This window comes from Streptomyces speibonae (assembly GCF_984686075.1).
This window is the reverse complement of the sequence record NZ_OZ480260.1, coordinates 4,496,650-4,510,048: the sequence shown is the minus strand read 5'-3', so window position 1 is coordinate 4,510,048 and position 13,399 is coordinate 4,496,650. Positions and strand designations below refer to the sequence as shown.

The window sequence follows — 13,399 nt, the reverse complement described above, 5'->3', positions numbered from 1 at the left end:
CGTATGGCTGCAAGCTTCGGAGCTGCTCAGGTGCTGGTCGCCTCCAACCGGGGACCGGTGTCGTACGAGGTGGGAGAGGACGGCTCGCTGCGGGCCAAACGGGGCGGCGGCGGACTGGTGTCCGGGCTGTCGGCGATCGGGCCGGAGGCGGGGGCGCTGTGGGTGTGCTCGGCGCTGTCCGACGGCGACCGCGAGGCCGTGCGGCGCGGGGCCGGCGAGGACGGCGTACGGATGCTGGACATCCCGGCGGACGTGCACGCGGACGCGTACAACGGGATCGCCAACTCGGTGCTGTGGTTCGTGCACCACATGCTGTACCAGACGCCGCTGGAGCCGGTCTTCGACGCGGAGTTCCGCCGCCGGTGGGCCTCGTACGAGGCCTACAACCGCGCGTTCGCCGAGGCGCTGGCCGAGGAGGCGGCGCAGGGCGCGGCGGTGCTGGTCCAGGACTACCACCTGACCCTCGTCCCCGGCATGCTCCGGGAACTCCGCCCGGACCTGCGCATCGCGCACTTCTCGCACACGCCGTGGGCGCCGCCGGAGTACTTCGCGATGCTGCCCGACGACATCGCGCGCCAGGTGCTGCGCGGGATGCTCGGCGCCGACCGGCTGGGCTTCCTCACCCGGCGCTGGGCGGACGCGTTCACCGCGTGCTGCGAGCGCTTCGCGGGCGGGCTCGGCGACACCCGGATCGGCGTGCACGGGCTGGGCGCCGACGCGGACTTCCTGCGCGCCCGCTCCCACGAGGCCGACGTCGACGAGCGGATGGCGGCACTCCGGGAGGAGATCGGCGAGGGGCGCCGGACCATCGTCCGGGTCGACCGCACCGAGCTGTCGAAGAACATCGTGCGGGGCCTGCTGGCGTACCGGCAGCTCCTGGACGACCGCCCCGAGTGGCGCGAGCGCGTGGTGCACGTCGCGTTCGCCTACCCCTCCCGGCAGGACCTCGCCGTCTACCGCGACTACACCGCCGAGGTGCAGTGGCTCGCCGAGGACATCAACGCGCGCTACGGCACGCCCGGCTGGCGGCCGGTCGTCCTCCATGTGAAGGACGACTTCGCGCGCTCGCTGGCCGCGTACCGGCTGGCGGACGTGGCCCTGGTCAACCCCATCCGCGACGGCATGAACCTGGTCGCCAAGGAGGTCCCGGTCGTCTCCGACGCGGGCTGCGCGCTGGTGCTGTCGCGGGAGGCGGGCGCCCACGAGGAGCTGGGCGAGGACGCGATCACGGTCAACCCCTACGACGTCGTGGAAACCGCCCGCGCCCTGCACGAGGCGCTGACGATGAGCCCCGCCGACCGCACCGACCGCACCAAGCGCCTGGTGGCCTCGGCGACGGCGCTCCCCCCGGCCCGCTGGTTCCTGGACCAGCTGGAGGCGCTGCGCGGCGCTGCGGCGTCCCACTGACCGGTATGGCCGGTCGCGCAGGCGTGCGACCGGCCGACCGTGGATAGGTTGGGCGTATGGCCAGCCATACGGATTCCACGGACCCGAATGCTCTGCCCACGCCCGCCACGCAGGCCGGCCGGGAGGGACTGGACGCGCTCCTCTCCCGCCCCCGGAAGGCACTGATCGGGATCGACTTCGACGGGACGCTCGCCCCGATCGTGGCCGATCCCGAGCAGGCCCGCGCACACCCCGAGGCGGTGCCCGCGCTCGCCGCGCTCGCCCCGAAGGTGGCCTCGGTCGCGGTCGTCACGGGCCGGCCGGCGGGGGTCGCGGTCCGCAACGGAGGCTTCGCGGGCGTGCCCGGCCTGGAGCACCTCGTCGTCCTCGGCCACTACGGCGCCGAGCGCTGGGACGCCGTCACCGGCACCGTCACCGCGCCCGCCCCGCATCCCGGTGTCGCCTCCGCCCGCGCGGAGCTGCCGGGGCTGCTGGACCGGATCGGCGCCTGGCGGGGCACGTGGATCGAGGAGAAGGGCCGCGCGGTGGCCGTGCACACCCGCAGGGCCACCGATCCGCAGGCCGCGTTCGAGGCGCTGCGCGAGCCCCTCGCCGACCTCGCCACCCGCCACGGTCTCGTCGTCGAGCCCGGCCGCATGGTCCTGGAGCTGCGCCCGCCGGGCATGGACAAGGGCGTCGCCCTGATGGAGTACGCCCGGGAGATCGGCGCGGAGTCGGTCCTCTACGCCGGCGACGACCTCGGCGACCTCGCCGCGTACACGGCCGTCGACAAACTCCGCGCGGCGGGCACACCCGGGCTGCTGGTCTGCAGCGGCAGCGAGGAGGTCACGGAACTCCGCGAACGCGCGGACGTGGTGACGGAGGGCCCCGCCGGCGTCGTACGCCTCCTGCGGTCCCTGGCGGACCGGATGCCCTGACGGTCTCTCGCCCCGGACCCCCGCTCCTCAAGCGCCGGAGGGGCTGGAAGTCAGCCCGTCCGGCGTTTGAGGACGAGGCCCGGAGGGCCGACAAGGGGGTCTGGGGGCGCAGCCCAGGTTCGGGACGGGAAGGGGCGGCGGGGGCGGTCAGCGTTCCGAGCGGCGGGCCTCGCGGACGCGGCGCAGGCGGTTGACCGTGACCGGGTCGTGGGCCAGGGCGCGGGGGTCGTCCAGGAGCGCGTTGAGCAGCTGGTAGTAGCGGACCGGCGCCAGGCCCAGCTCCTCACGGATCGCGCGCTCCTTCACACCGGGCCCCGTGAAGCCCCGCCGTTCCAACGCGAGGATGTCCCGCTCGCGCCCCGCCAGCCCGCCACCACCGATGGCCGCCTCGTCGTGCTCGTCCCCCTGCTCCATGTGCCGCAGATTAACGCCTTCCTTCGGGATCTGCGGTAATGCGTCGCCGATGGAAGTGGGCCATCTGCCCCGGCTGCGGCTGGCAGGGCGACCGGGACCAAGGAGCCTGGCGACGGATCGCCGCCCGCGGCCTCGCCCACCAGGCCAAGACCGTCGTCGAGCGCACCAGCGGCACGCTGGTGATCCGCGCCGTGGTCGACGCGATGGAGGCCAAGGCCGTCATCACGACGGTCCCGAAGACCAGCCGGTCGGACCGGTCCAAGACCGGACCGACCCGGCCACGAACCAACCGCCTCACGCCCAGGCGACATGGGGTTCCCTCCCCGGCACGGCCCTCTGGCCGCGTCGGCCGGCGTCCGGAGGGACACGCACCGACGGACCGGACACGGCTGCCCCGCGCAGCCCACCGGCACCAGAGCGTGACCACGATCAGCACACCCACCACCAGCCGGCACCGGCCACGCGGAGCAGCACTCGGCGCGGGGTTCCACCTCCACGCTCACGCTTCCCCGCCCAGGTGGACAGAACCCACAACGGACCCCACGGTTCGCACGGGGTTCGCTCAGCTGATCAGAGACGCTACTGCGCGCTCTCCGCGCGCGTGGCCGTCGCCTGGAGCGTGCCCAGGACGCCGGCGGGGCTGCCGCCCGGCTCGACCGCCTTGCCGATGTGCTTCTTGATCGCCGCGTTGACCGCCGCCCAGGAGGTGTTGCCGACCGGGTAGAGCTCCGAGGCCGGCAGCTGGTCGAGGAACGGCTTGAGGTCCTTGTCCTTGTCGGACGCGGCCATCGCGCGGGACGCGGAGCCGGTGACCGGCAGCAGGTTGTACTCGCGGGAGAAGCCGAGCACGTTCTGCTCGCTGTAGACGAAGTCGAGGAAGTCGCCGACCTCGTCGCGGTGGCCGTTCTTCTTGAAGGCCATCATCCAGTCGGCGACGCCGAGCGTGGCGGAGCTCTCGCCGTCGGCGCCGGGCGTCGGCACCATGCCGTACTCCACGCCCTTCTCGCGGGCCATCTCCATCAGCGAGGGATGCCCGTTGAGCATGCCGACGTCCCCGGCGGCGAACGCCTCGAAGGCCTTGGCGCGGTCCAGTTCGCCGGGCGCGACGGGGCCGGTGAGGCCCTTGCCGACCAGTTCGTCGCGCAGCCAGCTGAAGGTCTCGACGTTCTCCGTGGAGTCGATGCCGTAGGTGCCCGCGAGGTCGGTGTAGCCGCCGTCGCCGCTGAGCAGCCACTGCATGGTCTCGGCCTGCGCCTCCTCCGGGCCGAGCGGCAGCGCGTACGGGTACTTGACCCCCCGCTCCTCGAGCGCCTCGGCGTCGGCGGCGAGTTCGTCCCACGTCTTGGGCGGGGTGAGCCCGGCCTCGGCGAACAGCTTCTTGTTGTAGAAGAGCACACGCGTGGACGCGGCGAACGGCATGCCGTACTGCACGCTGTTGACCTCGCCCGCGGTGGAGAGCTGGGAGAGGAAGTCCGCCTGGACGGGTATCGAGAGCAGGTCGCCGGCCTTGTACAGCTTGCCCTGGGCCGCGTAGTCGGCGTACGCGCCGATCTGCGCCATGTCCGGCGGGTCACCGGCGTCGACCATCTCCTTGACCTCGCGGTCGACGTCGTTCCAGGAGTGGACGGTGACGTCGATCCGCACGCCGGGGTGGTCGGACTCGTAGGCCTCGACCAGATCGGCCCAGTACTTCTCGGAGCTGTCGGCCTCGCTCGTGCCGTAGTCCGCGGCCACGAGTCTCAGGGTGACGTCCGACGATCCCTCCCCGGTGCCGCATCCGCCGAGGACTCCTGCCAGTCCCAGCGCGGACACCACCGCGATCGCCCTTGTCCCGACCCGCCGCTGCACGTGCCTTGCCCCTGTCCCGACGCCTCGCGCCGTCCGAGATTTTTCGATAGTCGGAATAAGGTCTACACCACGTGAGTGGACTAGACCTCTTGCGGGTCCCCGGTCCACACTGTTTCCCGTGAAACATGTCATCGCCCTCGACGTGGGCGGCACCGGGATGAAGGCCGCCCTGGTCGGGGCGGACGGGGAGCTGCTGCACCAGGCCCGCCGGCCCACCGGCCGGGAGCGCGGCGCGGACGCGGTCGTCGCGGACATCCTCGACTTCGCGGCGGAACTGCGCGCCCACGGCGTCCGCCGGCACGGCGTACCCGCCTCGGCCGCCGGTGTCGCCGTCCCCGGAATCGTCGACGAGGCCGAGGGAGTCGCCGTCTACGCGGCGAACCTCGGCTGGCGCGACGTCCCGCTGCGCGCCCTACTCGCGCAGCGCCTCGGCGGCATCCCCGTCGCCCTCGGCCACGACGTGCGCACCGGCGGACTCGCCGAGGGCCGCATCGGGGCGGGCCGGGGCACCGACCGCTTCCTGTTCGTGCCGCTGGGCACCGGCATCGCGGGCGCCATCGGCATCGACGGCCGGGTCGAGGCCGGCGCGCACGGTTTCGCGGGCGAGATCGGCCACATCGTCGTACGGCCCGGGGGGACTCCCTGCCCGTGCGGGCAGCGCGGCTGTCTGGAGCGGTTCGCGTCCGCCTCCGCCGTGAGCGAGGCATGGGCGGCCGCCTGCGGGGACCCGGACGCGGACGCCGCCGACTGCGCCAAGGCCGTCGAGTCCGGGGACGCGCGGGCCCGTCAGGTGTGGCAGGACGCGGTGGACGCGCTCGCCGACGGACTGGTCACCGCGCTCACCCTGCTGGACCCGCGCACGCTGATCGTCGGTGGCGGGCTCGCCGAGGCGGGGGAAACCTTGTTCACACCCCTGCGGGAGGCCGTCCGGCGGCGGGTGACCTTCCAGAAGCTGCCGTCCCTGGTCCCCGCGGCCCTCGGGGACACCGCCGGATGCCTGGGCGCGGGACTCCTCGCCTGGGACCTGATCGACACCACTGACCCCTCGTACCCCTCGGAGGTAACCACCTGATGGCCCCCACCAAGGTTCTCACCGGTGCCCGGGTGGTCCTGCCCACCGGGACCGTGGACGACGGACGCGTGATCGTCGAGGGCACGCGGATCGCCGCCATGGCACCCGACGACGCCGAAACCGCCGATCTGTCCGGCCACTGGCTGGTCCCGGGGTTCGTCGACCTCCACAACCACGGCGGCGGCGGGGCGTCCTTCGCCGGCGGCACCGCCGAGGACGTGCTCAAGGGCGTCCGCACCCACCGCCTGCACGGCACCACCACGGTGGTCGCCTCCGCCGTCACCGGTGACCTGGACTTCCTCGCCCGGCACGCCGGGATGCTCGCGGAACTGGCCGAGCAGGGCGACATCGCCGGCATCCACTTCGAGGGGCCGTTCATCTCCCCCTGCCGCAAAGGCGCGCACAACGAGGCGCTGCTGCGCGACCCCGACCCGGCCGAGGTGCGCAAGCTGCTCGACGCCGCGCACGGGCAGGCGAGGATGATGACGCTGGCCACCGAGCTGCCGGGTGGCCCGGACTCCGTGCGGCTGCTCGTCGAGCACGGGGTGATCGCGGCCGTCGGACACACCGACGCCACCTACGAGCAGACCGTCGCCGCCATCGACGCGGGCGCGACCGTCGCCACCCACCTCTTCAACGCGATGCCCCCGCTCGGCCACCGCGCGCCGGGCCCGATCGCCGCCCTGCTGGAGGACGAGCGGGTCACCGTCGAGCTGATCAACGACGGCACCCATCTGCATCCGGCCGCGCTCCAGCTGGCCTTCCACCACGCGGGCGCACGGCGGGTCGCCTTCATCACCGACGCGATGGACGCGGCCGGTTTCGGCGACGGCCGCTACATGCTGGGCCCGATGGAGGTCGAGGTCGCGGACGGTGTGGCCCGGCTGGTGGAGGGCGGTTCGATCGCCGGCTCCACGCTCACCCTGGACCGCGCCTTCAAGCGGGCGGTGACGGTGGACGGGCTGCCCGTCGAGGACGTCGTCGCGGCGATCTCCGCCAACCCGGCGCGGCTGCTCGGCCTGGACGACCGGATCGGCTCCCTGGAACCCGGCAAGCACGCCGACCTGGTGGTTCTCGACTCCGGCTTCGACCTGGTGGGCGTGATGCGCCGGGGCGAGTGGGTGGTCGATCCCCGGCTGGGCTGAAACCGGGCCGATCCGTCCGCCGTCACCGAATCGTGGCCGGTGAGAGGGGTGGGCCGACCGCCGTCCGTTTGGCATGATCGTGTCCCCGGGACACACGGCAGGCGCACGGACAAGGGGAAGGTCGGCCCGGTGATACTGACGGTCACGCTGAACACCGCTCTCGACGTCACCTATCGCGTACCGTCCCTGCGGACGGGGGCCTCCCACCGGGTCTCCGAGGTGACCGAACGCCCCGGCGGCAAGGGCGTCAACGTGGCCCGGGTGCTGGCCGCCCTCGGCCACGAGGTGACGGTCACCGGCTTCTCCGGCGGTACGACGGGACGGATCCTGCGCGACCGGCTCAGCGAGGTCCCGCGGCTGACGGACGCGCTGGTCCCCGTCTCCGGCACCACCCGGCGCACCGTCGCGGTGGTCGACGAGCGCTCCGGCACCACCACCCAGCTCAACGAGCCCGGCCCGGACATCACCCACGCCGAGTGGTCGGCGTTCCAGGAGGTGTACGAGGACCTGCTGGCCGCCGCCTCGGCGGTGGCCCTGTGCGGCAGCCTGCCCCCGGGCGTCCCGGTGGGCGCGTACGCGGGCCTGATCCGCACGGCACGCGCGGCCGGGGTCCCGACCCTCCTCGACACCAGCGGCGCGGCGCTGCGCCGCGGGGTGGCCGGCCGTCCCGACGTCCTCAAGCCCAACACCGAAGAGCTGGCCGAACTCACCGGCTCCCACGACCCGTTGCGCGCCACCCAGGACGCCCGTCGCAGGGGCGCCGGCACGGTGGTGGCCTCCCTGGGCCCGGACGGTCTCCTCGCGGCCACCCCGGACGCCCGCTGGCGCGCCGCCCCGCCGGTCCACCTCCGCGGCAACCCGACGGGCGCCGGCGACTCGGCGGTCGCGGGCATCCTCTCGGCCCTGGTCGAACACCAGCCCTGGCCGGCCCGTCTGTCCCGCGCGGTCGCCCTGTCGGCGGCCACGGTCCTGACCCCGGCCGCCGGCGAATTCGACCACACGGCCTACGAGGACCTGCTGCCGGACGTAAGGGTGACGAGAGAAACGAACGCGGCCTAGGAGCCTGTTTCCTCTTCGAGCCAGAACTGGTCGAGGACCGCGTTGCACTTGTTGCCGTCGTTGCAGGTCAACTCGATGGTGTTCGTGCCGTCGGTCAGGTTCACATTGGCCCAGGTGGTCTGCCAGCCCTTTTCCCAGTCCCCCTTGGGCGTCCCGCCGAAGTTCTTCATGTTCAGCGGGCGGGTCGCCGGCTTGCCGTTGACCACCACGGTCGCGTCGGCGTCCTCACCCGGGATGCCATAGCCGACGTAGAGCCGGTAGGTGCCTTCCTGCATGCCGTTGACGGTCCAGGTGACCTTCGCCCCGACCTTGTTGAAGCCGGTCACATACACACCGCCGTCGGCCTTCGCGCCCTCGAATTCGGAGGCCGTGACCGCGCCCCCGTCCAAGCGGAGCGCCTTCGCGTCGATGGTCGGGAGTTCGGCCTGCTCTTCTTCGTCGCCGCCCTCGCTCGCCGACGCGCTCGGCTTGCCCTCGTCCTGGCTCTGGGTCGGGCTCGCGCCCGCCTCATCGCCGCCCTTGTCGTCGTCATCGCCACCGATCATGGCCACGCTGATGCCGATCACCACGGCCGCCACCACGGCGATCGCGCCGATGAGGAGGCCCTTGGTGTTCGGGCCGCCGCCCCGGCCGCCCCGGCCGCCACCGCCGTGCGACGGCTGCGGGGAGTGCGCCGCGGACGCGCCGCCGGGAAGGGTCTCCGGCGCCGCGTAGTGGGCGTTCGGCTGCCCGTAGGCACCCTGCTGCGGCGGTGCCTGCGGAGCGGGGGTCTGCTGGCCGTACTGCCGGGTCCCGACCGGCCGCACCCGGTTGACCGAGTTCGGGTAGCCGTAGCCCCCGGACGGCGGCTGGGCCCCGTTGGCCTGGCCGTCGGCGTAGAGGTAGCCGAACGGGTCGTCGTCCTCGGGCGTGCTCGCGCCGTTGTTGCCGGGCGTCATCCCTTGGTGCTCCTAGCTGCGGATCGGGTGCGGTACGTGGGTGGCGAAGGCGAGCCTACCCGCTCCCCATGACCCGAACGGGTGACCCGGACCGCATCAACTCGCTGACCTGCGCTTCATCCCGCCCGCCGGTGCTGTTTGGGACGAGATCGTTTCTCGACGTACATCCGTTCGTCGGCGGACTTCAGCACTTCGTCCGCGGTCATCCCGCAATGTGCCCATCCGATGCCGAAGCTGGCGCCCACCCGCACGGCCCGCCCCTCGGCCCGGATGGGCTGGATGATCTCGTTGCGCAGCCGTACGGCGAGGTCCTGGGCGTCGGCCCGGCCCAGCCCGTCGGCGAGGATCACGAACTCGTCGCCGCCGAGCCTGGCAACGGTGTCACCGTCCCGTACGCCGTTGCTGAGCCGGCGGGCGACCTCGATGAGCACGGCGTCGCCCGCGTTGTGCCCGAACCGGTCGTTGATCGACTTGAAGCCGTCGAGGTCGCAGAAGAGCACCGCGAGCCCCTTGGTGCCGTCGTCGAACTCCGCGGCCGGCGCGACGGTGTGCACATGGTGGTCGAAGCCCCCGTCGGGGCCCGGCGGGAAGTCGAAGTCGTGCCCCCGGTCGAAGGCGGGCGGGCCGTAGGCGGCGTCGTGGGAGTCGAAGGACTCGAAGGGGTCCATCGACTCGACGTCGGCGGGCGGCGCCTGTTGCGGCTGCTGCCGGCACAGCCGGGAGGAGAGCCGGGCCCGCAGCTCGGCGGAGTTCGGCAGCCCGGTGAGCGAGTCGTGGGAGGCGCGGTGGGCGAGCTGGAGCTCGCGGCGTTTGCGCTCCTCGATGTCCTCGACGTGGGTGAGCAGGAAGCGGGGGCCGTCGGCGGCGTCGGCGACCACGGAGTTGCGCAGGGAGACCCAGACGTACGTGCCGTCGCGGCGGGCGAGGCGCAGCTCGGCCCGGCCGCCCTCGGCGGAGGTGCGCAGCAGCGTGCCGATGTCCTCGGGGTGGACCAGGTCGGAGAAGGAGTAGCGGCGCATCGCGGAGGCGTGCCGGCCGAGCAGGCGGCACAGGGCGTCGTTGGTGCGCAGGATGCGGCCGTGCTGGTCGCCGCCCATCTCGGCGATCGCCATGCCGGAGGGGGCGTACTCGAAGGCCTGCCGGAAGCTCTCCTCACTGGCCCGCAGCGCCTGCTGCTCGCGCTCCAGGCGGACCAGGGCGCGCTGCATGTTGGCCCGCAGGCGCGCGTTGCTGATCGCGATGGCGGCCTGGAAGGCGTACATCTGGAGGGCCTCGCGGCCCCAGGCGCCGGGCCGGCGGCCGTTGCGCGGGCGGTCCACGGAGAGCACGCCGACCAGTTCGCCGGAGGTGCCGCCGCCCTGCGGGCCGGGCGCGTACATCGGGGCGAAGAGCCGGTCGGAGGGGTGCCACTCGTCCTCGAAGCGGGGCGCGGGCCCGTCGGTGTACCACTGGGGGACGTCGTCGTCGTCGAGGACCCAGCCCTCGGTGTGCGATATGAAGATCAGGTCGCCCCAGCGCTCGCCCATGTTCAGGCGGCGCTCCCAGGACGCGCGGGAGCCGGTCCGGCCGGTGATGAGGGCCTCGGCGGCGGAGTTCCCGGCCAGGGCGGCGACCACGAGATCACCGTCGGGGCGTACGAGGTTGACGCACGCCAGCTCGTACCCGAGGGCGCCCACGACGCCGTCGGCGACCGTCTGCAACGTGTCCGCCAGGCTTCGTGCCGTGTTCATGTCGGCCATGGCCCGGTGGAGTTGCCGCAGCGACGCAAGACGGACGTAGGGTTCCGACTCGGTCTCCATCCTCGCCCTCCCCCCGAGACCTCGGAGTGAATCAAGGGTTCTCTTCGGCGTATCGTCCTACCAGCTTCCCCGCCACTGAATCACAGCGCGCTGCTCACTCGGTACACAGGGTCAACAATTCCTGCCCCTTGTGACTCAAGTCACAGCTAAACGTGAACAATTGCGTGGTCTTTCCGTGGTTTCCCCGCGTTTTCGCCGAACACGTCTTTTGCGGCGGTTGCCCACCGTCCGCACCCCGGACCGGGCGCGGACCGGGCACGGCTCCGCGGGGATCGGGCCCTGGTCCTAAGTCCCGGCTCGGGCCATGGCCCGATGCGGTGCCCGTGGGGCGGAGACTAGCGTTCCTGTGTGCTGAACTCTCCTGCCGCACCGGCCACGCACTCCGTTCCGCCCCCCGCCCGGCATGCTGAGGGGGTGAGCAACGACGAGTTCCGCGCAGCCATGTCCAGACTGGCCGCCGGCGTGGTCCTGGTGACCGCGCAGGAGCCGCCGCTGGACCCGGACGATCCCGGGGCCCCGGCCGGCGAGGACGTCGGCATGACCGCGACGGCGTTCCTCTCGGTCTCCCTGGACCCGCCCTTGGTGCTGGTCAGCCTGCGCAACGGCTCCCGCATGGACGACCTGCTCGAGGAGCAGCCGCTGTGGGCGGTGTCCGTGCTCTCCGAGAGCCAGCGCCACATCGCGGGCCGCTTCTCGATGAAGGGCAGGGTCAGCGACCGCCTGCTGTTCGCGGACATCCCCTACCGGCGCGGCGAGTACAGCGGGGCCCCGCTGGTGGGCGGCGCGCTGGCGACGCTGGAGTGCCGTACCGAGCAGCGGGTGCCGGCCGGGGACCACACCCTGGTGATCGGCCGCGTGATCACCGCCCGCGTACCGAGCGCGGAGGGCGGTCCGCTGACGTATTTCCGGGGCCGTTACCGGCAGTTGGGCTGAACACCGGCCGAATATTTCTCCGACGGTCCCGAAATCCCTTTTGAACCAGGGGATTTCCACGCCGGCGTCCGAGCAACCCCCAGGGGCGCGGGGAACTGCGCGACCGGCCCCCACGGATCCGCAGGCACCCACGACCCTCACCCCCGGACCTCCGGCCCAGCCCCTGCGCACGGGTCACCGGGGACAGGAACCCCCGTCACCCCCACCCCCGCGCGGAGCGCCCCCGCTTCGTCTCGGCCCGCTGCTTCTTCTCCCGCAGCCGCCGCTCATTGATCCCGCGCGGCACCCGCGTGGGCCGGCGCGGCTTCGGCGGCGGCGCGGTCGCCTCCGCGAGCAGCGCCGCCAGGCGCACCGCGGCCGCCTCACGGTTGCGCCACTGCGACCGGTGCTCCGAGGCGCGGACGGTGATCACTCCGTTGCTCAGGCGCCCGGCCAGCCGCTCGAGGGCCCGCTCCTTCCACACCTCGGGCAGCGCCTCGGTGCGTGCGAGATCGAAACGCAGTTCGACCTGGGAGTCGCTGGTGTTGACGTGCTGTCCGCCGGGCCCGGACGACCGCGAGAAACGCCACATGAGCTCGGACTCGGGCAGGGAGACGGAGCCGCGGATGACATGGGGACCGGACATGCCGTACAGGTTCCCGCGTCCAGCGGTGTCACGTCATCCCAATATCCCGGTATCCGGTCTGCGGATCACCGGGCGTCGGCCCGGATCCCGATCGCCTCGGGTAAAGAAAGTAAAGCGAGATGGAACCTCTCACACCCCTCTCGGCGTTCAAGGTGATAGCTGTAGCTTCTAGCCGTACGTAAACGAGGGAAGGGACTCCCAACAATGGCTGTAAGCCTGTCCAAGGGTGGCAACGTCTCGCTCACCAAGGAGGCTCCGGGCCTGACCGCCGTCACCGTGGGCCTCGGCTGGGACGTCCGCACCACCACCGGCACGGACTTCGACCTCGACGCCTCGGCGATCGCGGTCAACACGGAGGGCAAGGTCTACTCGGACGCGCACTTCGTGTTCTTCAACAACAAGCAGACCCCGGACAACTCCATCGTCCACACCGGTGACAACCGCACGGGTGAGGGCGAGGGCGACGACGAGGCGATCAACGTCAACCTGGCCGCCCTCCCGGCCGACATCGACAAGATCGTCTTCCCGGTCTCCATCTACGACGCCGAGAACCGTTCGCAGAACTTCGGCCAGGTGCGCAACGCGTACATCCGCGTCGTCAACCAGGCCGGCGGCGCCGAGATCGCCCGCTACGACCTCTCGGAGGACGCGGCCACCGAGACCGCCATGGTCTTCGGCGAGCTGTACCGCAACGGCGCGGAGTGGAAGTTCCGCGCGGTCGGCCAGGGCTACGCCTCGGGCCTCGTGGGCATCGCCCAGGACTTCGGCGTGAGCGTCTGACGGATCCCGCCCGCATGACGGAGCCCCGGCCGACTGCACACCGGCCGGGGCTCCGGCACGCCCGCGCTATACGTCGCCCCGGTGATCCTCGACCCCCTGCCGCCCACCCCGGACCGCGGCCTCCCCGGACCGCTGCTGACCGAGATCACCGCCCTGTACGCGTCCAACCGGGACTTCCACGCCCTGAGCGGCGACTTCCCGGACCCGGCCGACCCGGACCCCTGGATCGGGCTGCTGATGGTGGATGCGCGGCTGCACGGCCGGGGCCACGGACGGCGTCTCGCCGTGCTGGACAACAATCCGAAGGCGCTCGCCTTCCGGACCGTCCTCGGCTACACCCCCATCGGCCACCGGGCCGACCACCGGCTCGGCCGCCCCTGCGCGGTTCCGCGCAAACGGCTCACCGACGGCGGCCCGCGTCCTGAGGCACGGGAGCCCGCTGAGCGCGGGAGCGCGGGCGCA

General features: G+C 72.5%; 12 protein-coding genes. 7 read left to right on the top strand and 5 right to left on the bottom strand.

Going from position 1 to position 13,399, the window contains the following annotated elements; all coding sequences use genetic code 11:
- Positions 1-3: 3 nt before the first annotated feature.
- Together AC5L3C_RS20520 and otsB are read left to right on the top strand one after the other, a co-directional pair.
- The gene (locus tag AC5L3C_RS20520; protein WP_493650233.1) at positions 4-1,407 is read left to right on the top strand and encodes an alpha,alpha-trehalose-phosphate synthase (UDP-forming); all 1,404 of its coding nucleotides are present in this window, start codon (positions 4-6) and stop codon (positions 1,405-1,407) included.
- Between the two features lie 56 nt (positions 1,408-1,463).
- The gene (gene otsB, locus AC5L3C_RS20515; RefSeq protein ID WP_493650232.1) at positions 1,464-2,324 is read left to right on the top strand and encodes a trehalose-phosphatase; all 861 of its coding nucleotides are present in this window, start codon (positions 1,464-1,466) and stop codon (positions 2,322-2,324) included.
- Positions 2,325-2,471: 147 nt separating this feature from the next.
- Here otsB and AC5L3C_RS20510 read toward each other — a convergent pair whose 3' ends face one another.
- Entirely contained in the window at positions 2,472-2,738 is a 267-nt protein-coding gene (locus tag AC5L3C_RS20510; RefSeq protein ID WP_493650231.1) for a DUF3263 domain-containing protein, read from the bottom strand.
- A 579-nt stretch (positions 2,739-3,317) separates the two neighbouring features.
- Positions 3,318-4,586: an extracellular solute-binding protein gene (locus AC5L3C_RS20505; RefSeq protein ID WP_493650230.1), complete on the bottom strand. Its 1,269-nt coding sequence runs from the start codon at positions 4,584-4,586 to the stop codon at positions 3,318-3,320.
- A 118-nt stretch (positions 4,587-4,704) separates the two neighbouring features.
- On the opposite strand from AC5L3C_RS20505, the gene AC5L3C_RS20500 reads away from it, so the two are divergent.
- The 3 genes from AC5L3C_RS20500 to AC5L3C_RS20490 all read left to right on the top strand — a co-directional run bounded on the left by AC5L3C_RS20500 (position 4,705) and on the right by AC5L3C_RS20490 (position 7,862).
- Positions 4,705-5,658 carry an ROK family protein gene (locus tag AC5L3C_RS20500; protein WP_493650229.1) on the top strand — a complete coding sequence of 318 codons (954 nt, stop codon included), beginning with the start codon at positions 4,705-4,707 and terminating at the stop codon, positions 5,656-5,658.
- The gene (gene nagA, locus AC5L3C_RS20495) at positions 5,658-6,803 is read left to right on the top strand and encodes an N-acetylglucosamine-6-phosphate deacetylase (RefSeq protein WP_493650228.1); all 1,146 of its coding nucleotides are present in this window, start codon (positions 5,658-5,660) and stop codon (positions 6,801-6,803) included. The genes AC5L3C_RS20500 and nagA overlap by 1 nt, the downstream gene beginning before the upstream one ends.
- Positions 6,804-6,932: 129 nt before the next feature.
- Complete coding sequence (locus AC5L3C_RS20490; protein WP_493650227.1) at positions 6,933-7,862, top strand: 1-phosphofructokinase family hexose kinase; 930 nt, start codon at positions 6,933-6,935, stop codon at positions 7,860-7,862.
- On the opposite strand, the gene AC5L3C_RS20485 is transcribed toward AC5L3C_RS20490, so the two are convergent.
- Together AC5L3C_RS20485 and cdgB are read right to left on the bottom strand one after the other, a co-directional pair.
- A complete protein-coding gene (locus AC5L3C_RS20485) occupies positions 7,859-8,800 on the bottom strand; it encodes a carbohydrate-binding protein (protein ID WP_493650226.1) in 942 nt (313 codons plus the stop codon). The two genes, AC5L3C_RS20490 and AC5L3C_RS20485, sit on opposite strands and share 4 nt — an antisense overlap.
- 116 nt (positions 8,801-8,916) lie before the next feature.
- Entirely contained in the window at positions 8,917-10,599 is a 1,683-nt protein-coding gene (gene cdgB / locus AC5L3C_RS20480; RefSeq protein ID WP_125505644.1) for a diguanylate cyclase CdgB, read from the bottom strand.
- Between the two features lie 348 nt (positions 10,600-10,947).
- Here cdgB and AC5L3C_RS20475 point away from each other — a divergent pair, with 348 nt between their 5' ends.
- Positions 10,948-11,532 carry a flavin reductase family protein gene (locus AC5L3C_RS20475; protein ID WP_493650225.1) on the top strand — a complete coding sequence of 195 codons (585 nt, stop codon included), beginning with the start codon at positions 10,948-10,950 and terminating at the stop codon, positions 11,530-11,532.
- 196 nt (positions 11,533-11,728) lie between these two features.
- Here the strand turns inward: AC5L3C_RS20475 and arfB are convergent, their stop codons facing one another.
- Positions 11,729-12,166 (bottom strand): alternative ribosome rescue aminoacyl-tRNA hydrolase ArfB, encoded by a 438-nt coding sequence (gene arfB / locus AC5L3C_RS20470; RefSeq protein WP_493653948.1) that lies wholly within the window; start codon positions 12,164-12,166, stop codon positions 11,729-11,731.
- A 195-nt stretch (positions 12,167-12,361) separates the two neighbouring features.
- On the opposite strand from arfB, the gene AC5L3C_RS20465 reads away from it, so the two are divergent.
- Complete coding sequence (locus AC5L3C_RS20465) at positions 12,362-12,937, top strand: TerD family protein (RefSeq protein WP_493650224.1); 576 nt, start codon at positions 12,362-12,364, stop codon at positions 12,935-12,937.
- The last annotated feature ends 462 nt before the right edge of the window (positions 12,938-13,399 follow it).

Excerpts from the sequence above, each read along its gene's own strand:
- AC5L3C_RS20520 (WP_493650233.1), top strand. The coding sequence starts at position 4 with ATGGCTGCAAGCTTCGGAGCTGCTCAGGTGCTGGTCGCCTCCAACCGG.
- otsB (WP_493650232.1), top strand. The coding sequence starts at position 1,464 with ATGGCCAGCCATACGGATTCCACGGACCCGAATGCTCTGCCCACGCCC.
- AC5L3C_RS20510 (WP_493650231.1), bottom strand. The coding sequence starts at position 2,738 with ATGGAGCAGGGGGACGAGCACGACGAGGCGGCCATCGGTGGTGGCGGG.
- nagA (WP_493650228.1), top strand. The coding sequence starts at position 5,658 with ATGGCCCCCACCAAGGTTCTCACCGGTGCCCGGGTGGTCCTGCCCACC.
- AC5L3C_RS20485 (WP_493650226.1), bottom strand. The coding sequence starts at position 8,800 with ATGACGCCCGGCAACAACGGCGCGAGCACGCCCGAGGACGACGACCCG.
- cdgB (WP_125505644.1), bottom strand. The coding sequence starts at position 10,599 with ATGGAGACCGAGTCGGAACCCTACGTCCGTCTTGCGTCGCTGCGGCAA.
- AC5L3C_RS20465 (WP_493650224.1), top strand. The coding sequence starts at position 12,362 with ATGGCTGTAAGCCTGTCCAAGGGTGGCAACGTCTCGCTCACCAAGGAG.